Raw genomic sequence first — 22506 nt, forward strand, 5'->3', positions numbered from 1 at the left:
GGAATCACGGTTTTCGATTGGCCGCGACCGCAACCGGACCGTCTTGCGTCAGGTCGATGCGCGTCAGGCTGAGGTTGTCGATCTTCTGCGCCAGCGCGTCGTAAGGCGTCTTGCCGGCCGCGCGCGCCCATTGTGTCAGGATCACGCCCATGTGTGCGACCACGATCAGATCGGGACCGATCGCCAGCCGCGTCAGGGTTTCCGTCACACGCGCATCCACGTCGTTCCAGCTTTCGCCGTTCGGCGCACGCTGGTCGCCCGGATCGTCGAAATAAGAGCGCAGGTCGGGGCTCTCGATCTCCTCGAACGATCGGTTCTCCCATGCGCCATAGTTGAATTCCCGCAATGTCTGAGCATGCGGAAGCCGGGGCCGGACTCCCTGAAGGGCCGTCGCGGTGTCAACCGCGCGTATCAGATCGCTGCTGATCACCGGGGCCTGCGGCAAAACCTGTTCCAGCCGGTCGAGGGCAGGGCGGTCCGAAAGATCGGCGGGCAGGTCCGTCCAGCCGACCATGGTGCGCGCGTGGGTCGGGCCATGCCGGATGAGCCACAGGCGTGTCATTTCAGCTGCTGCGGCAGGCCGGCGGTCACCAGGACCACCCGGTCGGCATATGTGGCCAGCCGCTGGTTGAGCGCGCCCTGCATCCGCTGGAACCGGCGGGCCATCGCATTGTCCGGGGTGATGCCGCCGCCGACATCGTTCGACACCACGACGAACGTCGCCCGAGACCGCCGCATGGCAAAAAGCCATTCTTCCGCAAGGGATTGCCAATCGTCTTCGTCCATCATCCGGTTCGTCAGCCACATTGTCGCGCAATCGATCAGGACGGTGTCGTCCGTGCCGAACCGCGTGCAGACGGCGGCAAGGGTGTCTGCCGCCTCGACCAGCGACCACTCTGGTCCACGTCGCGCGGCGTGGTCGGCCACCTTGGCCCGCATCTCTGCATCCAGGATGCGGGCGGTCGCGACATAGCTTTTTTTGCCCCCCAGGCGAGCGATTTCCGCTTCTGCCCATAAGGACTTACCGGATGCGGCATGGCCCAGGACCAAGGTGATGTCCGAATTTTCTGACACTGTTAGGGAACTCTTAATGATCCATCGGCGTAGTCTTGTCGTAGTTGGATGTATGATGCCACGTCACGGCACATCGCATGCACCCCAGGGAGACTTGAGATGGCTCTAGATTTCAATAGTGATACGTCCTTGTCCCGGCGTGCGATGAAAGCCGAATTGCTGGACGCAGAGACAGAGTTGCGCCTTGCCTATGCCTGGCGCGATGACCGCTGCGAGGAAAGCCTGCACCGGCTGATCACTGCTTACATGCGTCTGGCGATTTCGATGGCCTCGAAATTCCGTCGGTACGGTGCGCCGATGAACGACCTGATCCAGGAAGCCGGGCTGGGTCTTATGAAAGCCGCTGAAAAATTCGACCCCGACCGCGGTGTTCGTTTTTCGACCTATGCCGTCTGGTGGATCAAGGCATCGATCCAAGACTATGTGATGCGCAACTGGTCGATGGTCCGCACCGGATCCACCAGCAGCCAGAAATCCCTGTTTTTCAACCTGCGCCGTGTCCAGGCCCGTCTTGAGCGGGAAGCTGCGTCTGATGGTGTCGCGCTGGACCGCCAGACCATGCGCGAGAAGATCGCGACCGAAGTCGGCGTTCCGCTGCGCGACGTGGAAATGATGGAAGGTCGTCTGGGCGGATCTGATTTCAGCCTGAACGCCACGCAGTCGTCGGAAGATGAAGGGCGTGAGTGGATCGACGCCCTGGAAGACGATTGCGCGCAGGCCGAAGAGACGGTCGAGCTGAAGCACGACAACGCGATGCTGCGCGAGTGGCTGTTGATGGCCTTGTCGGCCCTCAACGACCGGGAGCGGTTCATCGTGCGCGAACGCAAGCTGCGGGAAGACCCCCGTACGCTGGAGTCGCTTGGCAATGAGTTGAAGTTGTCCAAAGAGCGTGTGCGTCAGTTGGAGGCCGCGGCCTTCGCCAAGATGCGCAAATCGCTTGAAGCCGAAAGCAAGGAGGTTTTTGGCTTCCTCGCGTGAATTACCTGATCGCCTTGCTGACCGTCGTCAGCGTTTCGACTTTTCCGGCGGGGGCGCAAACGCTGCCCCCGGCGGATATTTATGTGTTGGGCGAAATCCACGACAACCCCCATCATCACGTTGTTCAGGCCCGTCTGGTGGAAACGCTGGACCCCGCCGCCGTCGTGTTCGAGCAATTGACCGACGAACAGGCGGACCGGTTGTCGCCGGACACGCCGCGCGATGCGCATGTTCTTGGTGAAATTTTCGACTGGGCCAACAGCGGCTGGCCCGACATCGCGATGTACGCCCCGATCATGGCCGCGACCGACGCGCCGATCCTGGGGGCGGCGGGCGCACCCGACGATCTATCCGCCTATGGTCTGTCCGATCCACTGCCACAGGCGGAACAAACTGCACGCGAGCAATTGCAGGCCGACGCGCACTGCGGTGCTCTTCCCGCAGCGATGTTGCCGCAGTTCGTGCAGCGTCAGCGACAGGCCGACGCGCTGTTTGCATCCCGCACCATCGCGGCCTTCGATCGCTACGGCGGCCCCGTGGTCCTGATCGCGGGCAACGGGCACGCGCGAACCGATTGGGGGGTGCCGGCGGCCATCGCGCGCGTTCGGCCCGACCTGCGCGTGGTCGCGTTGATCCAGGGCGAAGGCGGCGAGACGCTGCCCGGCGACGTGACCGTGCAAAGCGACGCACCCGACCGTGACGACCCCTGCGCGGCCTTCCGCTAGGTCGACGGCTGCCCTAGACATTGGCGTTGAACCGGAGGGGCACATGCTGACCGACAAGACCATCTTGCTGATCATCGGGGGCGGCATCGCCGCGTTCCGGTCGCTCGACCTGATGCGGCGTCTGCGGGACCGCGGCGCACATGTGACACCCGTTCTGACCCACGCGGCCGAGGAATTCGTGACACCGCTGTCGGTGTCGGCCCTGGCCGCCAGCAAGGTATACCGAGACCTGTTCGACCTGACCGACGAGGCCGAGATGGGGCACATCGAACTGAGCCGGGCCGCCGATCTTGTCCTCGTCTGTCCGGCCACGGCGAACCTGATGGCGCGCATGGCGGGGGGCTTGGCCGATGATCTGGCGACGACACTTCTGCTGGCGACGGACACGCCGGTGATGATCGTGCCGGCGATGAACGTCCGCATGTGGGAACATCCGGCCACGCAGCGCAATCTGGCCACGCTGCGCGCCGATGGCATCGCGGTGGTCGGACCGGTGGACGGGGCGATGGCCTGCGGCGAGTTCGGCCCCGGTCGCCTGTCGGACGTGCCCGACATCGTGTCGGCGGTCGAGGCGCATTTCGTCGAAGGCCCCCTGTCCGGCAAGCATGTCCTCGTCACGTCCGGCCCCACGCACGAGCCGATCGACCCCGTCCGCTATATCGCCAATCGGTCGTCGGGGGCGCAGGGCACGGCCATCGCCACGGCGCTGCGCGATCTGGGCGCACGCGTTACATTCGTGACAGGCCCCGCCGACGTGCCACCGCCCGCCGGGGTCGATGTCGTTCGGGTGCAGACCGCGCAGCAGATGCTGGACGCGACCCTTGCCGCGCTGCCCGCCGATGTCGCGGTCATGGCGGCCGCCGTCGCAGATTGGCGGGTCGAGAATGCGAGCGGGTCGAAAATGAAGAAGGACGCAAGCGGTGCCGCCCCGGTCCTGTCGTTCGCCGAAAACCCCGACATCCTGAAGACGGTCGCGCAAGGCACCACACGGCCCCGGCTGGTCGTCGGGTTCGCGGCGGAAACGGATGATGTGACGGCCCACGCGACGGCAAAACGGGGGCGCAAGGGCTGCGACTGGATCGTGGCGAACGATGTCTCTCCGGCGACCGGCATCATGGGCGGATCCGAGAATTCCGTCACGCTCATCACCGACGCGGGGGCCGAAGACTGGCCGCGTCTGTCCAAGGCGGAAACCGCGCGACGCCTGGCTGTGCGCATCGCGGAGGCGTTGAGATGAGCGTTCTGATCGAAGTCACCCGGACCCACGGGGCCGACCCCGATCTGCCGTTGCCCAGCTATGCGACCTTGGGGGCGGCTGGGGCTGACCTGCACGCCGATACCGGCGGCAAGACGATTGCCTTGGCGCCCGGTGCCCGCATTCTGGTGGGGACGGGTTTGAATATCGCTATCCCGCGCGGATATGAGATGCAAATCCGACCCAGGTCGGGCCTGGCGTTGAAGCATGGGGTGACCCTGGCCAACGCCCCCGGTACGATCGACAGCGACTATCGCGGCCCCTTGGGCGTGATCCTGATCAATCTTGGATCGGACAGTTTCGATATCGAACACGGGATGCGCATCGCACAGGCCGTCGTCGCCCCCGTGGTGCTGGCCCGGTTCGAGGTGATCGAAGAGCTTGGCATGACGAAACGGGGCAACGCCGGGTTCGGTTCGACCGGGGTGGGGGCCAAGCGGCCGTGATGGTCGTCCTGATCCTTGCGGCGGCGATCTGGGGCATGGGCGTTTACCTGAAAACGCCGGTCCAGGCGCGCGCCCTAATGCTGGCGCTGCTGTACGTTGCGGTTCTGTTTGTGCAATTCGCCCTTCCCGACGGCCATCCCCTGCGAAATTCCTTGGGCGGATCGCCGGGGCAATGGCTGGTCTTTGGGGCCATGGTGGCCGCGATCCTGGGCTATCGCCAGGTGCTGGGGCGCGTCCGCAGCAAAGCCCAGACGGTCGAAGCCGCGCGCGACGGGACTGACGCCCCGGCGCAGACGGGGCCGTTCTCGGACGTCGAGCTGGAGCGGTATGCCCGCCACATCATGTTGCGCGAAGTCGGCGGGCCGGGGCAACGACGGCTAAAGGATGCGAAGGTGCTGGTCATCGGTGCCGGCGGGCTGGGGTCGCCCGTCCTTTTGTATCTGGGCGCGGCGGGCGTCGGTACGCTGGGTGTCATCGACGACGACATCGTGTCGTTGTCGAACCTGCAGCGCCAGATCGTGCATGCCGACGATCGCGGCGGGCAGCCCAAGGTCTTCTCGGCCGAAACGGGCCTGCGGGGGTTGAACCCGCATGTCACGGTCCGCCCTTACAACCGCCGGCTGACGGCCGATATCGCGCCCGATCTGTTCGCCGATTACGACCTGATCGTCGATGGATCGGACAGCTTTGCAACACGTCGAATCGTGAACGCCGCGGCCGTCGCAGCGGGCAAACCGCTGATCGCGGGTGCCATCACCCAGTGGGAAGGACAGGTCACGATCTACGATCCGGCGCGCGGCGCGCCCTGTCTGACGTGCCTGTTCCCCGACGCCCCGGCCGCCGGCCTGGCCCCCAGTTGCGCCGAAGCCGGCGTCATCGGGGCCTTGCCGGGCATCGTCGGATCGATCATGGCGCTGGAAACCATTAAGGAGATCACGGGTGCCGGCACGACCCTGCGCGGCGCCATGCTGCTGTGGGACGGGCTGGACGCAGAGGCGCGGCGCGTGAAGATCGGGCGACGACAGGGCTGCGCGACCTGCGGATCCGTCTGACCCCTTGCGCCGGGACGGCATCGCTGCATCATTGCCGGTGACCCAACTCCCCGGAGGATAGCCCGATGAAGACCCTTGCCCTGCTTGCCGCGCTCGGCCTTGCGATGCCTGCCTTTGCCGATGGACATCTGCCCGATCTGGGCGGGCGGACCGTGACCATCGCGACGGAGGACGCCTATCCCCCGCTGCAGTTCAAGGACCCTGCCAGCGGCGATGCGATCGGTTGGGAATACGACGCCATGGCCGAGATCGCGACGCGCATCAACATCACGCCCGAGTACGAGAAGATCAGCTGGGACGCGATGATTCCCGCCGTATCCGAAGGTCAGATGGACATGGGGATGACCGGCATCACGATCCGGGACGATCGCAAGGAAACCGTCGATTTCTCCGACCCCTACATGCGGTCTGAAATGGTGATGATGGTGCGGGGCGACGAAGATCGCTTCACCGATGCCGCCGGGTTCGCTGCCGACCCGGACCTGCTGATGGCCGCGCAACCGGGAACGACGCCGTTCTATGTCGGCGTTTATGACGTGCTGGACGGGGACGAGGCGAACCCGCGCATCAAATTGTTCGAGACGTTCGGCGCAACGGTGCAGGCCCTGCGTGCCGGCGACGTCGATTTGATTTTGACGGATGGCACGGCTGGCAACGGTTATGTCGCGGCGTCGGACGGTGGGCTGAAGATCGTGGGAGAAACGCTGGGAACGGAGGATTTCGGCTTTATCTTCCCTAAGGGTTCGGAGGAATTGATCGGTGCGATGAACGCCGCCATCGCGTCGATGAAGGACGACGGGACGATCGACGCGCTGAACACGAAGTGGTTCCTCGACTACAAGCTGGGCGGTTGATCGGCTGAGGGGGAGGGCCCTTGCGGCCTTCCGACACATCCGACCGCGACTTTCCGTGGTGGCTTCTGGCGGTGGCCGTCCTGCTGGGGACGGCCTATGTCGTCGTGCTGATGGACGATGGCGCGCGGCAGGTCCTATCGACCCTTCGCCGGGGCATCTGGATCACGGTTCTGGTCACGCTCACCGGTTTTGCCGCGGCATCGGTCGTGGGGCTGGGGCTGGCGCTGATGTTGTTGTCTCGGTCTCTGATCGCGCGTCAGATCGCACGGTTTTACATTGAAATCGTGCGCGGCATCCCGATTCTCGTCCTTCTGCTCTATGTCGCGTTCGTTCTGGCCCCCGCACTTGTGGCGTTCTGGAACTGGATCGGTCTGCCCGAGGCGCGAACGCGGGATTTTCCTCTGCTGTGGCGCGCTGTTCTGGCGCTGGTCATCGCCTATTCATCCTTCATCGCCGAAGTCTTCCGCGCCGGTCTTCAATCGGTCGATCCGGGCCAGATCGAGGCGGCCAAGGCGCTGGGGTTGAAACGCGTCCACATCTTTCGCCACATCGTCTTTCCCCAGGCGATCCGCACGATCCTGCCGCCGCTGGGCAATGATTTCGTAGCGATGGTGAAGGATTCCAGCCTCGTTTCCGTCGTGGGCGTGATGGATATCGCGCAGCTGGGCAAGCTGACGGCGGCGGGCAATTTCCGGTACTTCGAGACTTATAACGTGGTCGCGCTGATCTATCTGACGATGACTATTCTGCTGTCGCTGGGACTGCGCCGGCTGGAGCGTAAGTTGGGCGATTTTCAGCACCGGTCCTGATTGTCGCACCCCCCTTCAATGGGTCGTCGCAGGTGATACATGAATTTCAGAAATTACTGAAATGGTCGACATGGCGCTTTCACCTCTGCATCAGGACTTCATCTGGCACTTCGGCGAGATGGGCAGCCGTTGGGGCATGAACCGGACGGTCGGGCAAATCTACGCCCTGCTTTTCCTATCCGAAGAGCCGCTGAACGCCGAGACGATCACAGCGGACCTGGGGATCAGCCGTTCGAATACCTCGATGGGTCTCAAGGAGTTACAGGCCTGGAATCTGGTGCGGATGCGCCATGTGCAGGGCGACCGGCGCGATTATTTCACCACGCCCGACGATCTGTGGGAAATCGTCCGAACGCTGGTGGCCGAACGCCGCAAGCGGGAGGTCGATCCCACCCTGACCAAACTGCGAGAGCTGGAGATGGCCGGACCACAGGGCGACGCCTATGCCGAAGCGCGGATTGCCGAATTGCGCGAGATGATCGAGATGATGACCCAGTTTCACGATGAGATGAATCGTCTGGAAACCGAACGTTTGGTACAACTGATGACGATGGGTCGCAAACTTGGCGGACTGCTGGACAAGGGTCCCCGCCTGAACCCGTTCCGGAGGGCCGCGAAATGATGGACACCCTGATCCTGAGCCGCATCCAGTTTGCGGCCAATATCTCCTTCCATATCCTGTTCCCCACGATCACGATCGCGCTGGGCTGGTTCCTGCTGTTCTTCAAGCTGCGCTTTCAATGGACCGGCGATTTCAAGTGGATGGAAGCCTACCGCTTCTGGGTCAAGATCTTCGCGCTGTCATTCGCGATGGGGGTGGTGTCGGGTATCACGATGTCGTTCCAGTTCGGCACCAACTGGCCGGGCTTCATGGAAACCGTGGGCAATATCGCGGGGCCGCTTCTGGCCTATGAGGTGATGACGGCCTTCTTCCTGGAGGCGGTGTTCATCGGGATCATGCTGTTCGGATTTTCGCGCGTGCCCGGCTGGTTGCATACGCTGGCGACGTTTCTTGTCGCCTTCGGTACCACGATGTCGACCTTCTGGATCATCGTGCTGAATTCCTGGATGCACACGCCGCAGGGGTTCGAGATGGTCGACGGCGTCGCCTTCGCGACCGATTGGTGGGCGATCATCTTCAACCCGTCGATGCCGTACCGTCTTGCCCACATGCTTTTGGCATCCGGTCTGACCGTGGCCTTTGTGATCGCGGGGATCGCCGCCTTCCGCTACATCCGTGGTGACCGGAAGGAGACGGTGCGCACGCAGATCCGCGTCGGCATAACCTTCGCCGCGCTGCTGATCCCGATCCAGATCTTCATGGGCGACCTGCACGGGCTCAACACGCTCGAGCATCAGCCCGCCAAGGTCGCGGCGATGGAGGGCAACTGGTCCGATACCGACGGCAACACCCCCCTGATCTTGTTCGGCCTGCCGAACGAGGAGACGCGATCGAACGATTTCGAGATCGCCGTGCCCAACATGGCATCTATCATCTTGACCCATAGCGCCGAGGGGGCGATCCCCGCGCTCGATGAATTCGTCACTGAGGACGGCGACGTTCTGCACCCGCCGGTCGGCAAGGTGTTCTGGTCGTTCCGCACGATGATCGGGACCGGCGTGGCGATGCTCCTGATGTCCTGGGGCTCGCTGATCTTCCTGTGGCGGCGCAAGCCCTGCGAGGAGACCGGCACCGACCGGCGGTTCATGATCCGCCACCTGCCGAAACCGCTGCTCTATGCCTTGGTGCCGATGGCGCTGTCGGGCTGGGTCGCCACGCTGGCGGGCTGGTACACGACCGAGATCGGGCGTCAGCCGTGGCTGGTGAACGGTGTTATGACGACGGAAATGGCCGTAGCCGATGTGCCCGCGCCGCTGGTCCTGTCGACGCTGCTGGGCTACCTCGCGATCTATGCGGCATTGCTTTTCGCCTATATCGGCGTGGTCGTCTATCTGGCCGTGAAAGCCCGCCACGACGAGCCGTTGGAAAGTCTGACGCCTGCGTCGGGCGAGGCGCTGGTCGACGTCATCGCACGGGAGGATCGCGGCGGCGCGGTCCCGGCGGAGTAGGGCGGATGGAGTTGTTCGGATACGCCGACACGGTCTGGCTGCCCTTCGTCTTCGCGGGTCTGATGGGCTTTTCGATACTGCTTTACGTCGTCCTGGACGGGTATGACCTTGGCGTCGGCATCCTGACGCCGTTCGCCGGGGACGACGTGGAAAAGGACATGATGGTCGCGTCCATCGGCCCGTTCTGGGACGCGAACGAAACCTGGCTGGTGCTGGCGATCGGCCTGCTACTGGTAGCGTTTCCGACGGCCCATGGCATGATCCTGTCGACGCTGTACCTGCCGGTGTTCTTCCTGCTGATCGGGCTGATCCTGCGGGGGGTGTCTTTCGAATTCCGCGTCAAGGCGCGGGCGAAGTATAAGAACTTTTGGAACTGGATGTTCTTCACCGGATCGCTAATGGCGACGCTGGCGCAAGGGTTCATGCTGGGCCTTTACGTCATGGGGCTGGAGATAAACACGGGTACGCTTCTCTTCGCGATGCTCTGCTCGGTCTCGTTGACGATTGGCTATGCGTTCATCGGGTCGACCTGGCTGATACTGAAAGGGCAGGATGCGTTGCAGGTGCGGGCTGTTGGCTGGGCCAAAGGGTGCATCTGGGGCCTCGTTGTCGGGATCGGGGCGATCAGTCTCGCGTCGCCGCTGGTCAGCCCACGCATCTTCGAGAAGTGGTTCAGCTTCCCCTCGATCCTCTATCTCTCGCCCTTGCCGGTGCTGTCGCTTGCGCTGCTTTTCTTGCTGTGGCGGTCGTTCAAACATCTCCCGGCCGAAAACGATCGTTGGGCTTGGGCCCCGTTCTGCGTGGCGTTGGGTCTGTTCACGCTGGCCTTCCTTGGCCTAGGCTACAGCTTCTATCCCTATGTCGTGCCCGAACGCCTGACGATCTACGAGGCGGCAAGCGCGCCGGAGAGTCTGTTCATTATCCTGATCGGGGCGATGTTCGTGGTGCCGACGATCCTGGCCTATACCGCGCTGGCGTATTGGGTATTCCGCGGCAAGGCGAAGGCACTGCGTTACGACTGAAGGTGACATTACGAAAAAGGCCCGGTCCTGAGACCGGGCCTTTGATAATGGTGGAGCGGTGATCAGGCGGCGGAGGCCGCGCGGCGGGCTGGATCGGCGGCTTCGACAGGCACCAGTGCCTTGACCAGATCGCGCATGTGCAGAAGGCCGACCTGCGTGCCGTCCTCCATCACGCGGTAGTTCAGATTGGTGTCGCCTTCGGACATGGCGATGACCGATTCCAGATTTTGCATCGGCGACACGTCGCCCGCGACGTTCACGCCGGGGGCGTTCGTTACCTCCATGATCGACCGGACGCGAAGCACGCGGGCGCGGTTGATGTCGGAAATGAAGTCGATGATGTAGTCGTCGTTTGGATTGAGCAGGATCTCCTGCGGCTCCCCCTGCTGGATGACAGCCCCATCCTTCAAAATCACGAGATGGTCTGCCAGCTTGAGAGCCTCGTCCAGGTCGTGGGTGATGAAGATGATCGTCTTGCGCAATTCCCGCTGCAATTCCAGCAGCAGGTCCTGCATGTCGGTCCGGATCAGCGGATCGAGCGCCGAGAACGCCTCGTCCATCAGCATGATCTCGGAATCCGACGACAAAGCCCGGGCGATGCCCACACGCTGCTGCATGCCACCCGACAACTGACCGGGGTAATGGCCGCCGTAGCCCTTGAGCCCGACCCGTTCGAGCCATTTCTGCCCTTCGGTGTCGGCGATCTCGCTCGATTCACCGCGTACCCGCCGTGACATGCCGGCGTTGGCCAGAACCGTCTGATGCGGGAACAGCGCGAATTTCTGGAACACCATCGACATTGTGTTCTGCCGCAACTCTGCCAGGCGCGATTCCGAATAGGCCAGGACATCTTCGCCGTTGACGATGACTTCGCCCGCTGTGGGGTCGATCAGACGGTTCAGATGGCGGATCAGGGTCGATTTGCCCGACCCCGACAGCCCCATGATGACCGTGATCTCGCCTTCGCGGATGTCGACGTTGATATCCTGCAGGCCCAGAACATGGCCGTACTTTTCCAGAAGCTCGGGCTTTCCGACGCCGCTGCGCACGTGCTCCATCATGGCCTTCGGGTTGGTCCCGAAGATCTTGTAGAGGTTGCGGATCGAGACTTTGATTTCATTGGACATCAGCGGGCACTCGTGTCGATGCGACCGAGGGCGGCCTTGGTGGAACGGTCCAGAAGAACCGCAAGAAGGACGATGCAGAAGCCCGCGACCAGGCCGACGCCCAGTTCCAGGTTCCGGATACCGGCCAGAACCTTGACGCCCAGACCCGGTGCGGACACCAGCGACGCGATCACGACCATGGCCAGCGACATCATGATGGTCTGGTTGATGCCAGCCATGATGTTTGGCAGGGCCAATGGCACCTGCACACCCCAGAGTTTCTGGCGCGACGACATGCCGAAAGCATCCGCCGCCTCGATCACGTCCTTGTCCACCAGGCGGATGCCCAGATCGGTCAGGCGGATCACCGGCACGATCGCATAGAGGATGATCGCGATGCCGTAGAGTTTGGATTCGGTAACCGAGAACAGGAAGATCAGCGGGACCAGATACACGAATGTCGGCAGGGTCTGCAGCATGTCGAGGATGGGTATCACGGCGCGTTGCAGGATATTCGACCGCGACATGGCGATGCCGATGGGCACGCCGAGAAGGACAGCGATAATCGTACACACGAAGATAATGGACAGCGTCTGGATCGCTTCGTCGTAGTAGTTGATGAAGGCCATGAAGCAGAAGGACGCGAGCACGAACAGCGTCACGCCGATTTTTTTGGTTGCAAACCACGTGATCGCGACCAGTAGCGGGATCATTATGAACCACGGCACCGCTTCGAACCCGGCGAGGGCCCAGTCGAGCATATAGGACAGAGGCTGCGTGACCGGGTCGAGGACGACCTTGAGTGGGTCCTTGATGGCCAGGAAGCCCTGCTCGACCGCTTCGGTCATGTCGCGCGACCGCGGGATCGCGGAGCAGGATTTGTTGAGCGCGTCGAGCGACGGGAAAGGTGTCTGCATCAACGGCGTCGCCGGATCGGGCGACCCTGCGGGTGCGGAGGTGCCATTCGCGCGGGCCAGCAGTTCGGCCATCGTCATCGGGCCGTCGGTCTTGCCACCGCCACACCATTCTTCGAGGCCCAGAGCCCCGATCAGTCCATCATACGTCGCCATGTCGTTCCCCGTTGGTCGTCTTTGTTCTTTGTTCTTGGATCGTCAGGTTACCCGGATTCGTCGGTCTTCAAACGAAAAACGGGCCCCGGAGGGCCCGTTTTCCGCTATGTCGTTTACTGCAGCAGCGCCGCGAGCTTTTCGCGGGCTTCGTCGCTGACCCAATTCTGCCACGTGTCCTGATAATTGGTCAGGAAGTACACGGCGGCTTCGTCGGCGGAGGCATTGTTGTCCTCCTGCCAGGCCAGGACTTCGCCCATCTGGGCGTTGGTGAAGCTGACGTTCTTCATCAGTTCGGCGATGGCGGGCTGACGCTCGACGAAGTCGGTGGTCACGACCGTCTTCACCGGGCCGACCGGATAGGACGACATGCCGACGTCTTCGCAATCGGGGTCGGCGTTACACATATGCTCGGTCTCGTTGTACGGGCCGAGGTCGATCTGGGTCATGTCGTACTTGCCCAGGACGGACGTCGGGGCCCAGTAGTAACCGAGCCACGGCTCTTCCGCCTCGAACGCGGCGGCGATGGAGGTTGCCATCGTCTCGCCCGAGCCGTGCTGGAAGATTTCGAAGCCGTTGCCTTCGAGATCAAGCGCACGAATCATCCCGGCGTTGGTGTTCTTGCAACCCCAGCCTTCGGGGCACTGGTGGAACAGGCCACCGACGAGGTCGGGGTTGGCCAGCAGGCCTTCCACCGTGGTCAGCTCGGGGTGGGCTTCGGCCAGATAGGTCGGGATCCACCAGCCTTCGATGCCGCCGTCCGACAGAACGTCGGTCAGCGTCTCGATGGTGCCGGCTTCCTGCAACTCGCCGTAGGCAGGCGTGCCGTTGATCCAAAGCTCTGTCACGATCTCGGGCTTGCCCGTTTCGGAGACGGAGGCCAGCGCGGGCGTGGTGGAGGACGGCACTTTGGTGACGTCGCAGCCGTAGCCCTGCTCCATCAGGAACGACGAGATCGAAGTGACGATCGCGGCGGAGGCCCAGTTCATCTCGGTGATGGAAACTTCACCGCATTCTGCGGTGTGACCGTCGGCCATCGCAACGCCGGCAAAGCCGGTCGCAGCCGTGGCGGCAAAGGCCGTCGTGATAAGATACTTCTTCATGTGTCCACTTCTCCCTGTGTGGATTTCGACCGCCGGCTGTTGGTCCGGCGAGGCCGCCCATTCACAGGCGGCGCTATGCAAACCCGAGTTTTCACCAATCGGGTATGCCTAAAGGGTTGCAAGGCCAGCGTCGGAGGTCAACCGGATAGTCGAAAAGCGACAAGTATCTGTCGCAGACGGCCTTTGGCCGGGACGTCGCTCACTCGACGGGGCTTGGCGGATCGACCTGCGGCGGGGTGTCGTCCGCCGCAGGCACGTTTGGTTACTGCAGCAGGGCGGCCAGACGCTCGCGCGCGGCGTCGTTCACCCAGTCCTGCCAGACGTCGGTATAGTTGGTCAGGAAATAGACCGACGCTTCCTGTACGGAGGCATTGTTGTCTTCCTGCCAAGCCAGAACTTCGCCCATCTGCGCGTTCGTGAACTGCACCTTGTTCATCAGTTCGGTCAGATCCGGCTGCTCCTCCTGGAATGTCGTGGTGACGACCGTCTTGACGGGCACGACTGGGTAGGACGTCACGCCGATATCTTCGCAATCTGCGTTGGAGTTGCAGGTGAAGATCTCTTGGTCGTAGTCGCCCAGATCGACCTGCGTCATGTCATATTTGCCCAGGATGCTCGTCGGCTCCCAATAATAGCCGAACCACGGCTCCCCGTTTTCGACCGCCGAGGCCATCGAGGTGGCAAGCGTCTCGCCAGAGCCGTGCTGGAAGACCTCAATGCCGGCCTGTTCGAAATCGGCGGCGGTGGCATAAGCAGTGCCGGTGGTCTGGCAGGCCCAGCCATCGGGGCAGCCATGAAAGCGACCGCCGACCAGCTCCGGGTTGGCGAGAACGCCGTCGATCGTCGCCAGTTCGGGATGCGCCTCGACCAACGTGGTCGGAAGGTAGAAGCCTTGCACGCCGCCGTCGGACAAAACATCGGACAGCGTCACGATCGTGCCTGCGGCCGACAACTCGTCGTAGCCGGGGTTCCCGTTGGTCCAGACCTCGGTGACGATGTCGGGGCTTCCGGTTTCCGCCACGGACACCATGGCGGGCGTGGTCGCCGACGGCACGGCCGTCACGTTGCAGCCATACCCTTGCTCCATCAGGAACTTGGCCACATTCGTGACGATTGCGGCCGAGGCCCAGTCCATCTCGGTGATGGTGACATTGCTGCAATCGGCGTGGGCGTCGGCCTGCGCCAGACCGGCGAACCCGGTCGCGGCCGTTGCGGCAAGGGCCGTCGTGATCAGAAATCTCTTCATGGGTCCACATCTCCTTGATGGGCGGTCGATCGATCGACCCCGACACGGCACCGTCGGACCACTGTGAACCGACCCCCACCGCGCGGATAGCTTCCGACGCTGACAAGGTCGGACGGTCCCGTCAACCGGATGATGTGGAAGCGCGGCGAGGAGCCGCGGTCCGCGCGTCAGACGGTGATGTCGACGTTCGGCAGATTCAGGGCTCGGATCAGGTCGCGCACTTCCTGGCGGGCGGCGACATTCGACAGGTTCAGGTTCGCGATCCCGATGTCCTTGAGGTCGAGCAGGGTCATGCCACGGGGAAACAACTCCCGGAAGATGACCCGTTCGGTAAAGCCGGGGGCCACGCGGAAACCGATCCGTTTGGCCAGGTCTTCCAGCGCCTGACCCATCTTGCGCTTGTTGTGCATTTCCTGCGCGCCCAGACGGTTGCGCAGCACGATCCAGTCGATGGGCTTGAGTCCGGCCTTGGCGCGCAACTGGCGGGCGTGCCAGACCATCTCCGAATAGACGGACGGGCCGATGATCGTGGCGGAATCGGGGTCGATGCGGGCCAGCAGGTCGAAATCGACGAAACTGTCGTTGAGCGGCGTGACCAGCGTATCGGCAAGGCTGTGGGCCACCTGGCTCAAGCGGGTGTGGCTGCCGGGGCAGTCGATCACGATGAAATCGACCTTGTCCTCCAACTCTGCAACGGCAAGCGACAGGGATTTGTCGAAGGGATTTTCCCCTTCGGACAGGTCCGCCCGGTCGATCTTGGGAAGGCCCATGACCTCTGGCGTGGGCAGTTGAACCCCGTGACGCGCGCCGTAGTCCACGCGGTTTTCAAGATACCGGGTGAAGGTCCGCTGCCGCAGGTCCAGGTCGAGGACGCCGACGCGAAGACCCGCGCGCACCAGGGCCGTCGCGGTATGCATGCAGGTGGTCGATTTGCCCGACCCGCCCTTTTCGTTGCCGAAGACGATGATGTGCGCCATTGGCCCGCCCCTGTCTCTACCACCCGTAAGTCGGGTCTTGCCACGTCTTAGGGCCTGTTGCGCGCCTTGCCCAGAACGCGCGAATCGGTTGGCACGCGAAAATCCCGCGCGTTGATAAAAACATCGCGGTTCGGCGCGCGGCGTGCGGATGCCGAAACGAAAAAGGGCCGCCCGAAGGCAGCCCCTGATGTAGGTTGGCGTGGCTTCAGAAGCCGAGGCCGGCGTACTTGTTCTTGAACTTGGACACGCGACCGCCGGTGTCCATCAGACGCGAGGTGCCGCCGGTCCAGGCCGGGTGCACGGACGGGTCGATGTCCAGCGAAAGCTGATCGCCTTCGGAGCCCCAGGTGGAGCGCATCTGGATGATCGTTCCATCGACCAGCTTGACGTCGATGGCGTGGTAGTCGGGATGCAGATCCTTTTTCATCACATCTCTCCTTAGCTGGCTTTGGGGGCGCGGTAATTGGTCTGCTCGACGATGCGGGCAGACTTACCACGGCGGGTGCGAAGGTAGTACAGCTTCGAGCGGCGCACGCGGCCACGGCGCACGACGGTGATGCTGTCGATATTCGTCGAGTGAAGGGGGAACACACGCTCCACACCCTCGCCGAAGGAAATCTTGCGGACCGTGAACGCACCGGCGATGCCGGTCCCGTGCTTGCGGCCGATGCAGACGCCTTCGTAATTCTGCACGCGGGTGCGCGTGCCTTCGGTAACCTTGAAGCCGACGCGGATGGTGTCGCCGGCCTTGAAGTCCGGAATGTCGTTGCCGAGGGCGGCGACTTGCTCCGCCTCGATCTGAGCGATCAGGTTCATGGGAACCCTCCTATGAATACGCGCGGTTTGCCCGCGGATGATGTCCTGCACCCGTTCGGGCACGGCTTTTCTTTTTGCCACGCAGAGCGTCCCGGCGGGCCGGGGCGGTACGTGTCCGCGCGGGGTATATCGAACCGGGGTCCGGTGCAAGGGGCGACACCGAGGCGCGGCCCCGGACGCCGAGGTACCCCAGCCCAGAAGAAGATCAGGTCCCGTTGGTGTGTTTCGCCCAAAGGTCCGGGCGCCGGTCGCGCGTCAGCGCCTCGGATTGCGCGCGACGCCAAGCGTTTACCTTGCCGTGATCGCCAGAGGTCAGGACCTCGGGGATGGCGTGGCCCAGCCATTCGGCGGGCTTGGTGAACTGCGGATGTTCCAAAAGACCGTCGGAGAAGCTCTCTTCCTCGGTCGAGGCGGCGTTGCCGATCACGCCGGGAATCAGTCGGACGGTCGCGTCGAGCAGGGCCTGCGCCGCGATTTCCCCGCCGGTCAGGACGAAATCCCCCAGCGACACTTCGGCCATGTCGAAATAATCCAGAACACGCTGATCTACGCCTTCGAACCGACCGCACAACAGCGTGACGCCCGGCCCTGCGGCAAGTGTGCGTGCCATCGCTTGGTCGAACGGGCGGCCACGGGGGCTGAGGTAGATCATCGGGCCGGGGCCGCGCGCATCGTGCAGGGCCGCCGCGACGACGTCGGGGCGCAGGACCAGACCCGCACCGCCGCCCGCGGGCGTGTCATCGACCTTGCGGTGCTTGCCGATACCGTATCGGCGTAAGTCGGTCGTCGTCAGCGACCAAAGCCCCCTTTTCAACGCGGTTCCCGTCAGGCTGTGCCCCAAAACACCGGGAAACGCTTCGGGGAACAGGGTCACGACGCTGGCCTGCCATGCGTCCGGCCTGACGTTGACCTCGCCCATCAGGTCGCGGGGCTGCGCCGAGGCTCGGATCGATTTCTGGCCGTGGGATCGGGTGGGGGTGGACATGCCCGTCCCTTAGCGAAGGGACGGGCCTTGGGAAAGTGGCGTAGCGGTTCGGTCAGGCGATCGCGAAGACGCCCAGTGCCACGAGCACGAACAAGACGAGAGCGATAACGATAAGGATTTTCGCCCCCGTCAGCGCCATGCCCGAAATCTTGCCGAGGCCGAGGAAGGCCGCGATGGCCGCGATTGCGAGAAGGGCGAGAATCCAGCCGAGCATTTGATATTCCTTGTTGGTTGATCTGGCATGACAACCTGTCGCAGGGGCGTTTGTTCCATGTCTTCGCGCGGCTTCGCGGCATAAGAGCGCCAATCTGGCCGAATGCCTTATGGGCCCCGTTCGTCAGGGCCATCGCTGTCGCCTTCGCCCGGCATCAGGCCGTAGGGCAGGTCGACGATCACCCGACCCGCCGTCAGATCGACGGTCGGCACGATGGCGCGGGTGAACGGAATCAGGACGGGGGTGCTGCCGATGCGAACCTCTAGAATGTCGCCCGCGCCGTGGTCGTGGACGGCGTGAATGCGCCCCAGCGTCTCGCCGCCGGTATCGAACGCGGTCAGGCCGATCAGATCGGTGTGGTAGAATTCGTCGTCCGGCAGGGCCGGCAGGGCATCGCGGTGCGCCCAGAACTTCTGTCCGCGAAGCGCGTCGGCGGCTTCCTTGTGCGGCACGCCGGCCAAGCGCACGGCGTAGCCACCCTTGATGGGCCGGATCACGGTCAACTTGGCCACGGTGCCGTTGTCGAGGATTACGGGACCGTAGTCGCCGATCGCGCTGGGGTCGGCACAGAAACTCTTGACCCGCACTTCGCCACGGACGCCGTAGCTGCCCATGATGGCCCCCAGGCAGACGTGATCCTTCATCGTGGCACCATGATCGAGAGGAGGAGAAGACCGGACAAGCCGGTGCTTGCCAGAATGCCGGCGCCCATCCAGCGCAGCCATCTGACACGCGGCTGAAGCACCGCCACGACGGCCCCGGTCAGGACCAGACTGCCGATCGCCAAAAGCGGGATGAAGATATGTGCGGGCATGGCTACGAGCGGAATTGGGGTCGGACGGGCCGCGTGGGCCCGCCCGGGTACCGGAGTTATTCCGCTTTTTCTTCGGCGGCCGCTTCTTCTGCGGGGGCCTCTTCGGCAGGGGCTTCCTCTGCGGGCGCGTTCTTGGCTTCCTCGGCGGCGGCCGCGGCGGCCTCTGCCTTGTCGGCCTTCTCCTTCACGCGGTCCTGCGCGGCCTTGCCCGGCTCACCCTTCTTGAGGTTCGCACGCTCCTTCTTGGGCAGAACGTCGGCGGCTTCCAGGAAGCGCGAGACGCGGTCGGTGGGCTGCGCGCCCTCGCCCAGCCAGTACTGCACCCGCTCCATGTTCATTTTGATGCGGTCCTCGGAATCCTTGGGCAGCAGGGGCTGATAGGTGCCCAGCTTCTCGATGAAGCGGCCGTCGCGGGCCATGCGGCTGTCGGCGGCGACGATGGAGTAATACGGGCGCTTCTTGGAGCCGCCGCGGGCAAGGCGAATTTTCATGGCCATGATGGATAGTCCTTTGATTTGGTAAAGTTAGGATTGGTGTTGTTTGTGGTGGTGGATGACTTCCTCGATGATGAAGGCGAGGAATTTGCGGGCGAAGTCAGGGTCGAGCCCCGCTTCGATGGCGAGGGTTTCAAGCCGCGCGATCTGTGATGCCTCCCGATCGGGATCGGAGGGCGGAAGGGTGTGCTCGGCCTTGAGCCGCCCGACCGCCTGGGTGTGGGCGAACCGTTCGGCCAGGGTATAGACCAGCACCGCATCCAGACGGTCGATGCTGGCGCGGTGATCGGCCAGAAGGCTGGCGGCGCGGGCGGCTGCGTCGGTCATAGGCCCAACTCCTGCGGGGACGCGCCGGTCAGCAGCGGACGCTCGAACGTCCGGTCATAGCGGCGGATGCATTTGGTTTCGCGCGCGAAAGCATAGGCGCGCTGGCACTCCGGGTCGGCATTCATCCGCGTGCGGTAGTCTTCGTACGCGGCGAGGGAGGCAAAGGAGAAGTGGCACGACGCCCGGTCGTTCGCGCCTTCGTGAGGCATGAAATAGCCGTGATGCGTGCCGCCCAGCTTGGTGACCAGATGGATCCATACTTTCGCATAGACCTCGAATTCGGCCAGTTTGTCCGGGTCGATCGTGTAATGGACGGTGCAGGTGATCATCCGTCATGCCCCCGCATATGGCGCCAGATGGCGACGCGTCCGTCGTAGATCGTCCCGTCGGGGATGGCACCCAGACGGGCGGCCAGCCGTTCGGATCGGGTGTGACCGGGTGCGATGTAGCTGACCAGGCTGGGCACGCTCAGCTGATCCCAGGCATAGGCGCGGGCAGCGCGGGCGGCTTCCTGCGCCAGACCGATCCCCTCGAAGGCATCCACCAGCAGCCAGCCGAGTTCGTGTTCCCGGTCGCCCGGCTCGCACCCGATCAGCACGAACCCCGCGACGTCGTCCGCCCGCGTCTGCACCGTCCACATGCCGTGGCCGCGCAACATCCATGTCGCCGTCATGGAGCAGAAGTCGGACCAGCTTTGCGCTTCGGTCGACGGGCCGCCTTCGAAGACGGCGCGGTCGCTGCCGGTGATGGAATGCAGCGCGTCGAAGTCGGCCAGGCGCGGCGCGCGCAGGACAAGGCGCGGCGTCGTCAGGACCGGCACCAGAGCTTCCAGCGCGGCGGCGCGGGCGGCGGCGGGTGCGGTCACGGGAATTTCCAGCGGCGCGATCATGGGGCGACCTCGTGGATCCAGACCGTGCATCCGGCGTCGTGCGCGGACACCGCGCCGGAATCGATGGCCCCGAGCCGCGCAGCGACCTTCGCGGATGCGACGTTCGTTCGGTCGATATGACTGACGATGCGGTGCCACCGCGCCGCATGGCCCTCCGTCCGGGCCCAGTCCAGCGCGGCGCGCGCGCCTTCGGTGGCATAGCCTTTGCCGGTGCCGGAAAACAGGGACCACCCGAGTTCGACCGCATCCCGGCCGCCCGGAAGATGGAACCCGCAGGACCCGACGCAGCCGGTCGCGTCGTGCAGCGTCCACCACCCGAACCCGCGCAGGGACCAATGCCCGCGATCGTTGGCCAGGATCTTCCACGCCGCCGTCCTGTCGAGCGGCCCGCCGATGATGTGCGAGCGAGGCGATGCATAGAATTCGGCGTAGGCGTCGAAATCCGACGCCCGCGGCGCGCGCAGGGTCAAACGCTCGGTCTTGAGCGTCGGGATTTCGAAGTCGGTTCCAGTCACTTCTTGCGGCCCAGTCCGGGGAAGCCGGGCGGCAAGCCGCCGGGCAGGCCGCCCGCGCCGGGCATGCCCTTCATCTGGCCAAGTTGTTTGCTGGCCGCTTCCAACGCGGCCGGGTCCATCTGCGACGGGTCGGGCATGCCGCCGCCCTTGCCGCCCATCATGGCCATCGCCTTCTTGAGCATGCCGCCCTTGCCCATCTTCTTCATCATGTCCGCCATCTGACGGTGCATCTTGAGCAGCTGGTTGAGCTCCTGCACCTGCAGACCGGCACCGGAGGCGATGCGCTTCTTGCGGCTGGCTTGCAGCAGGGCGGGCTGGGCGCGTTCGCGCTTGGTCATCGAGTCGATCAGGGCGATCTGGCGCTTGAGGACGCCGTCGTCCATGCCGGCCTTGTCCATCTGCTTGGCCATCTTGCCCATGCCGGGCATCATGCCCATCACGCCTTCCATGCCACCCATCTTCTGCATCTGCTGCAGCTGACCCTTGAGGTCGTTCATGTTGAAGAGGCCCTTCTGGAACCGCTTCATCATGCGTTCCTGCGCCTCGACCTCCATGACTTCCTGGGCCTTCTCGACCAGGGCCACGATGTCGCCCATCCCGAGGATGCGCCCGGCGATGCGGTCCGGCTCGAAGGTTTCCAGCGCGTCCATCTTTTCGCCCAGGCCGACGAAGCGGATCGGCTTGCCGGTGACGGCGCGCATGGACAGGGCGGCACCGCCGCGGCCGTCGCCGTCCATCCGGGTCAGGACGACGCCGGTGATGCCAACGCGGGCGTCGAATTCCTGTGCCACTTCGACCGCGACCTGACCCGTCAGGCCGTCGACCACCAGCAGCGTCTCGCGCGGTTGCACGGCGGCGTGAACCTGCGCGACCTCGTCCATCAGGACCTGGTCGATCTGCAATCGGCCGGCGGTATCCAGCATGTAGACGTCATAGCCGCCAAGGCTGGCCTGCTGCTTGGCGCGTTTGGCGATGTCGACGGGGCGCTGACCGGGAACGATGGGCAGGGTGTCCACGCCGATCTGCGCGCCCAGGATCGCCAGCTGCTCCATGGCGGCCGGGCGGTTCACGTCCAGGGACGCCATCAGCACGCGCTTGCCGTCACGTTCGGTCAGCCGCTTGGCCAGCTTGCCGGTCGTCGTCGTCTTGCCCGACCCCTGCAGGCCGACCATCAGGATGGGGGCGGGCGGATTGTCGATCTTGAGCGGGGCGATGCCGTCTTCACCCGCCAGCACGAGGCGCAGTTCGTCGTGGACGATCTTGATGACCTGCTGGCCCGGTGTGATCGACTTGGTGACGGCCGCGCCGGTGGCCTTGGCGGTGACGCGCTTGACGAAATCGCGCGCAACCTCCAGCGAGACGTCCGCCTCCAGCAACGCCGTGCGGACTTCGCGCATGGCAGTCCGGACGTCATCCTCGGACAGGGCACCCTGCTTGGTCAGGCGGTCGAAGACGCCGCCAAGGCGGTCTGACAGGCTCTCGAACATCGGCCACTCCTTTATGCTGATCCCAATGTGGGGACCTGCGGCGAATACACAATTGCCCCCGCGGGCGTACAACGCTGGCGGAGGGCGATCCCCGATCGGATCGGGGACCGGAAGTCAGACGCTTCCGGATCGGTGCGGCTGATACGAAGACCCCCACCTGGTGTCAAGCCGGGCGGGGGCG

The 22506-nt window shown here is 64.0% G+C and carries 29 protein-coding genes; 10 read left to right on the forward strand and 19 right to left on the reverse strand.

Annotated features, from left to right (window positions below):
• Positions 1 to 4: 4 nt before the first annotated feature.
• Together JDO7802_RS00625 and cobU are read right to left on the reverse strand one after the other, a co-directional pair.
• Complete coding sequence (locus tag JDO7802_RS00625) at positions 5 to 562, reverse strand: histidine phosphatase family protein (protein ID WP_055081770.1); 558 nt, start codon at positions 560 to 562, stop codon at positions 5 to 7.
• On the reverse strand, positions 559 to 1074 hold the full coding sequence (cobU, locus tag JDO7802_RS00630) for a bifunctional adenosylcobinamide kinase/adenosylcobinamide-phosphate guanylyltransferase (RefSeq protein WP_055081771.1): 516 nt from the start codon (positions 1072 to 1074) through the stop codon (positions 559 to 561). The genes JDO7802_RS00625 and cobU overlap by 4 nt, the downstream gene beginning before the upstream one ends.
• A 99-nt stretch (positions 1075 to 1173) precedes the next feature.
• Here cobU and JDO7802_RS00635 point away from each other — a divergent pair, with 99 nt between their 5' ends.
• The 10 genes from JDO7802_RS00635 (at position 1174) to JDO7802_RS00680 (ending at position 10285) form a co-directional block, all read left to right on the forward strand.
• A complete protein-coding gene (locus JDO7802_RS00635) occupies positions 1174 to 2052 on the forward strand; it encodes an RNA polymerase factor sigma-32 (RefSeq protein WP_055081772.1) in 879 nt (292 codons plus the stop codon).
• Complete coding sequence (locus tag JDO7802_RS00640) at positions 2049 to 2777, forward strand: ChaN family lipoprotein (protein WP_245624073.1); 729 nt, start codon at positions 2049 to 2051, stop codon at positions 2775 to 2777. The genes JDO7802_RS00635 and JDO7802_RS00640 overlap by 4 nt, the downstream gene beginning before the upstream one ends.
• Positions 2778 to 2820: 43 nt before the next feature.
• Positions 2821 to 4014 carry a bifunctional phosphopantothenoylcysteine decarboxylase/phosphopantothenate--cysteine ligase CoaBC gene (gene coaBC / locus JDO7802_RS00645; RefSeq protein WP_055081773.1) on the forward strand — a complete coding sequence of 398 codons (1194 nt, stop codon included), beginning with the start codon at positions 2821 to 2823 and terminating at the stop codon, positions 4012 to 4014.
• A complete protein-coding gene (gene dut, locus JDO7802_RS00650; RefSeq protein WP_055081774.1) occupies positions 4011 to 4478 on the forward strand; it encodes a dUTP diphosphatase in 468 nt (155 codons plus the stop codon). The genes coaBC and dut overlap by 4 nt, the downstream gene beginning before the upstream one ends.
• Positions 4478 to 5530 (forward strand): HesA/MoeB/ThiF family protein, encoded by a 1053-nt coding sequence (locus JDO7802_RS00655; protein WP_306455339.1) that lies wholly within the window; start codon positions 4478 to 4480, stop codon positions 5528 to 5530. Before dut ends, JDO7802_RS00655 begins: the two co-directional genes overlap by 1 nt.
• A gap of 65 nt (positions 5531 to 5595) precedes the next feature.
• Entirely contained in the window at positions 5596 to 6384 is a 789-nt protein-coding gene (locus tag JDO7802_RS00660) for a transporter substrate-binding domain-containing protein (RefSeq protein WP_055081776.1), read from the forward strand.
• Between the two features lie 20 nt (positions 6385 to 6404).
• Positions 6405 to 7193: an amino acid ABC transporter permease gene (locus JDO7802_RS00665; RefSeq protein WP_055081777.1), complete on the forward strand. Its 789-nt coding sequence runs from the start codon at positions 6405 to 6407 to the stop codon at positions 7191 to 7193.
• Between the two features lie 70 nt (positions 7194 to 7263).
• Positions 7264 to 7815 carry a GbsR/MarR family transcriptional regulator gene (locus JDO7802_RS00670; RefSeq protein ID WP_055082909.1) on the forward strand — a complete coding sequence of 184 codons (552 nt, stop codon included), beginning with the start codon at positions 7264 to 7266 and terminating at the stop codon, positions 7813 to 7815.
• A complete protein-coding gene (locus JDO7802_RS00675) occupies positions 7812 to 9263 on the forward strand; it encodes a cytochrome ubiquinol oxidase subunit I (RefSeq protein ID WP_245624074.1) in 1452 nt (483 codons plus the stop codon). Before JDO7802_RS00670 ends, JDO7802_RS00675 begins: the two co-directional genes overlap by 4 nt.
• Before the next feature lie 5 nt (positions 9264 to 9268).
• Positions 9269 to 10285 carry a cytochrome d ubiquinol oxidase subunit II gene (locus JDO7802_RS00680; RefSeq protein ID WP_055081778.1) on the forward strand — a complete coding sequence of 339 codons (1017 nt, stop codon included), beginning with the start codon at positions 9269 to 9271 and terminating at the stop codon, positions 10283 to 10285.
• 62 nt (positions 10286 to 10347) lie between these two features.
• Here JDO7802_RS00680 and JDO7802_RS00685 read toward each other — a convergent pair whose 3' ends face one another.
• The 17 genes from JDO7802_RS00685 to ffh all read right to left on the reverse strand — a co-directional run bounded on the left by JDO7802_RS00685 (position 10348) and on the right by ffh (position 22325).
• Positions 10348 to 11412, reverse strand: a complete 1065-nt coding sequence (locus JDO7802_RS00685; RefSeq protein WP_055081779.1) for an ATP-binding cassette domain-containing protein — start codon at positions 11410 to 11412, stop codon at positions 10348 to 10350.
• On the reverse strand, positions 11412 to 12461 hold the full coding sequence (locus JDO7802_RS00690; protein ID WP_055081780.1) for an ABC transporter permease: 1050 nt from the start codon (positions 12459 to 12461) through the stop codon (positions 11412 to 11414). Before JDO7802_RS00690 ends, JDO7802_RS00685 begins: the two co-directional genes overlap by 1 nt.
• Positions 12462 to 12574: 113 nt before the next feature.
• On the reverse strand, positions 12575 to 13561 hold the full coding sequence (locus JDO7802_RS00695; protein ID WP_055081781.1) for an ABC transporter substrate-binding protein: 987 nt from the start codon (positions 13559 to 13561) through the stop codon (positions 12575 to 12577).
• 262 nt (positions 13562 to 13823) lie between these two features.
• Positions 13824 to 14807: a glycine betaine ABC transporter substrate-binding protein gene (locus tag JDO7802_RS00700; RefSeq protein ID WP_055081782.1), complete on the reverse strand. Its 984-nt coding sequence runs from the start codon at positions 14805 to 14807 to the stop codon at positions 13824 to 13826.
• 167 nt (positions 14808 to 14974) lie between these two features.
• Positions 14975 to 15784 (reverse strand): division plane positioning ATPase MipZ, encoded by an 810-nt coding sequence (locus tag JDO7802_RS00705; RefSeq protein ID WP_055081783.1) that lies wholly within the window; start codon positions 15782 to 15784, stop codon positions 14975 to 14977.
• Between the two features lie 205 nt (positions 15785 to 15989).
• Positions 15990 to 16211, reverse strand: a complete 222-nt coding sequence (rpmE, locus tag JDO7802_RS00710; protein ID WP_055081784.1) for a 50S ribosomal protein L31 — start codon at positions 16209 to 16211, stop codon at positions 15990 to 15992.
• Positions 16212 to 16222: 11 nt separating this feature from the next.
• Positions 16223 to 16600, reverse strand: a complete 378-nt coding sequence (rplS, locus tag JDO7802_RS00715; RefSeq protein WP_055081785.1) for a 50S ribosomal protein L19 — start codon at positions 16598 to 16600, stop codon at positions 16223 to 16225.
• A 205-nt stretch (positions 16601 to 16805) separates the two neighbouring features.
• Positions 16806 to 17585, reverse strand: a complete 780-nt coding sequence (gene trmD / locus JDO7802_RS00720) for a tRNA (guanosine(37)-N1)-methyltransferase TrmD (RefSeq protein ID WP_055081786.1) — start codon at positions 17583 to 17585, stop codon at positions 16806 to 16808.
• A 52-nt stretch (positions 17586 to 17637) separates the two neighbouring features.
• On the reverse strand, positions 17638 to 17799 hold the full coding sequence (locus JDO7802_RS17525; RefSeq protein WP_083480955.1) for a DUF1328 family protein: 162 nt from the start codon (positions 17797 to 17799) through the stop codon (positions 17638 to 17640).
• Between the two features lie 107 nt (positions 17800 to 17906).
• Positions 17907 to 18443, reverse strand: coding sequence for a ribosome maturation factor RimM (rimM, locus tag JDO7802_RS00725; RefSeq protein ID WP_055081787.1), 537 nt, complete (start codon positions 18441 to 18443; stop codon positions 17907 to 17909).
• Positions 18440 to 18613: a hypothetical protein gene (locus tag JDO7802_RS18115; protein ID WP_187298067.1), complete on the reverse strand. Its 174-nt coding sequence runs from the start codon at positions 18611 to 18613 to the stop codon at positions 18440 to 18442. The genes rimM and JDO7802_RS18115 overlap by 4 nt, the downstream gene beginning before the upstream one ends.
• Before the next feature lie 56 nt (positions 18614 to 18669).
• Positions 18670 to 19110 carry a 30S ribosomal protein S16 gene (rpsP, locus tag JDO7802_RS00730; RefSeq protein ID WP_187298068.1) on the reverse strand — a complete coding sequence of 147 codons (441 nt, stop codon included), beginning with the start codon at positions 19108 to 19110 and terminating at the stop codon, positions 18670 to 18672.
• A 27-nt stretch (positions 19111 to 19137) separates the two neighbouring features.
• Positions 19138 to 19434: a chorismate mutase gene (locus JDO7802_RS00735; protein WP_055081788.1), complete on the reverse strand. Its 297-nt coding sequence runs from the start codon at positions 19432 to 19434 to the stop codon at positions 19138 to 19140.
• On the reverse strand, positions 19431 to 19763 hold the full coding sequence (locus tag JDO7802_RS00740) for an NIPSNAP family protein (RefSeq protein WP_055081789.1): 333 nt from the start codon (positions 19761 to 19763) through the stop codon (positions 19431 to 19433). The genes JDO7802_RS00735 and JDO7802_RS00740 overlap by 4 nt, the downstream gene beginning before the upstream one ends.
• Positions 19760 to 20323, reverse strand: a complete 564-nt coding sequence (locus JDO7802_RS00745; protein ID WP_055081790.1) for a GNAT family N-acetyltransferase — start codon at positions 20321 to 20323, stop codon at positions 19760 to 19762. The genes JDO7802_RS00740 and JDO7802_RS00745 overlap by 4 nt, the downstream gene beginning before the upstream one ends.
• Positions 20320 to 20838 (reverse strand): GNAT family N-acetyltransferase, encoded by a 519-nt coding sequence (locus JDO7802_RS00750; RefSeq protein ID WP_055081791.1) that lies wholly within the window; start codon positions 20836 to 20838, stop codon positions 20320 to 20322. The genes JDO7802_RS00745 and JDO7802_RS00750 overlap by 4 nt, the downstream gene beginning before the upstream one ends.
• A complete protein-coding gene (gene ffh, locus JDO7802_RS00755; protein ID WP_055081792.1) occupies positions 20835 to 22325 on the reverse strand; it encodes a signal recognition particle protein in 1491 nt (496 codons plus the stop codon). The genes JDO7802_RS00750 and ffh overlap by 4 nt, the downstream gene beginning before the upstream one ends.
• Positions 22326 to 22506: the final 181 nt, after the last annotated feature.

Source organism: Jannaschia donghaensis, from assembly GCF_001403795.1.
Lineage (GTDB): Bacteria > Pseudomonadota > Alphaproteobacteria > Rhodobacterales > Rhodobacteraceae > Jannaschia > Jannaschia donghaensis.

What these genes read in the sequence shown, in the direction of transcription:
- JDO7802_RS00625 (WP_055081770.1), bottom strand. Translation starts at nt 562, where the DNA reads ATGACACGCCTGTGGCTCATCCGGCATGGCCCGACCCACGCGCGCACC.
- JDO7802_RS00635 (WP_055081772.1), top strand. Translation starts at nt 1,174, where the DNA reads ATGGCTCTAGATTTCAATAGTGATACGTCCTTGTCCCGGCGTGCGATG.
- coaBC (WP_055081773.1), top strand. Translation starts at nt 2,821, where the DNA reads ATGCTGACCGACAAGACCATCTTGCTGATCATCGGGGGCGGCATCGCC.
- dut (WP_055081774.1), top strand. Translation starts at nt 4,011, where the DNA reads ATGAGCGTTCTGATCGAAGTCACCCGGACCCACGGGGCCGACCCCGAT.
- JDO7802_RS00655 (WP_306455339.1), top strand. Translation starts at nt 4,478, where the DNA reads ATGGTCGTCCTGATCCTTGCGGCGGCGATCTGGGGCATGGGCGTTTAC.
- JDO7802_RS00660 (WP_055081776.1), top strand. Translation starts at nt 5,596, where the DNA reads ATGAAGACCCTTGCCCTGCTTGCCGCGCTCGGCCTTGCGATGCCTGCC.
- JDO7802_RS00670 (WP_055082909.1), top strand. Translation starts at nt 7,264, where the DNA reads ATGGCGCTTTCACCTCTGCATCAGGACTTCATCTGGCACTTCGGCGAG.
- JDO7802_RS00675 (WP_245624074.1), top strand. Translation starts at nt 7,812, where the DNA reads ATGATGGACACCCTGATCCTGAGCCGCATCCAGTTTGCGGCCAATATC.
- JDO7802_RS00680 (WP_055081778.1), top strand. Translation starts at nt 9,269, where the DNA reads ATGGAGTTGTTCGGATACGCCGACACGGTCTGGCTGCCCTTCGTCTTC.
- JDO7802_RS00685 (WP_055081779.1), bottom strand. Translation starts at nt 11,412, where the DNA reads ATGTCCAATGAAATCAAAGTCTCGATCCGCAACCTCTACAAGATCTTC.
- JDO7802_RS00690 (WP_055081780.1), bottom strand. Translation starts at nt 12,461, where the DNA reads ATGGCGACGTATGATGGACTGATCGGGGCTCTGGGCCTCGAAGAATGG.
- JDO7802_RS00695 (WP_055081781.1), bottom strand. Translation starts at nt 13,561, where the DNA reads ATGAAGAAGTATCTTATCACGACGGCCTTTGCCGCCACGGCTGCGACC.
- JDO7802_RS00700 (WP_055081782.1), bottom strand. Translation starts at nt 14,807, where the DNA reads ATGAAGAGATTTCTGATCACGACGGCCCTTGCCGCAACGGCCGCGACC.
- JDO7802_RS00705 (WP_055081783.1), bottom strand. Translation starts at nt 15,784, where the DNA reads ATGGCGCACATCATCGTCTTCGGCAACGAAAAGGGCGGGTCGGGCAAA.
- rpmE (WP_055081784.1), bottom strand. Translation starts at nt 16,211, where the DNA reads ATGAAAAAGGATCTGCATCCCGACTACCACGCCATCGACGTCAAGCTG.
- rplS (WP_055081785.1), bottom strand. Translation starts at nt 16,600, where the DNA reads ATGAACCTGATCGCTCAGATCGAGGCGGAGCAAGTCGCCGCCCTCGGC.
- trmD (WP_055081786.1), bottom strand. Translation starts at nt 17,585, where the DNA reads ATGTCCACCCCCACCCGATCCCACGGCCAGAAATCGATCCGAGCCTCG.
- JDO7802_RS17525 (WP_083480955.1), bottom strand. Translation starts at nt 17,799, where the DNA reads ATGCTCGGCTGGATTCTCGCCCTTCTCGCAATCGCGGCCATCGCGGCC.
- rimM (WP_055081787.1), bottom strand. Translation starts at nt 18,443, where the DNA reads ATGAAGGATCACGTCTGCCTGGGGGCCATCATGGGCAGCTACGGCGTC.
- JDO7802_RS18115 (WP_187298067.1), bottom strand. Translation starts at nt 18,613, where the DNA reads ATGCCCGCACATATCTTCATCCCGCTTTTGGCGATCGGCAGTCTGGTC.
- rpsP (WP_187298068.1), bottom strand. Translation starts at nt 19,110, where the DNA reads ATGGCCATGAAAATTCGCCTTGCCCGCGGCGGCTCCAAGAAGCGCCCG.
- JDO7802_RS00735 (WP_055081788.1), bottom strand. Translation starts at nt 19,434, where the DNA reads ATGACCGACGCAGCCGCCCGCGCCGCCAGCCTTCTGGCCGATCACCGC.
- JDO7802_RS00740 (WP_055081789.1), bottom strand. Translation starts at nt 19,763, where the DNA reads ATGATCACCTGCACCGTCCATTACACGATCGACCCGGACAAACTGGCC.
- JDO7802_RS00745 (WP_055081790.1), bottom strand. Translation starts at nt 20,323, where the DNA reads ATGATCGCGCCGCTGGAAATTCCCGTGACCGCACCCGCCGCCGCCCGC.
- ffh (WP_055081792.1), bottom strand. Translation starts at nt 22,325, where the DNA reads ATGTTCGAGAGCCTGTCAGACCGCCTTGGCGGCGTCTTCGACCGCCTG.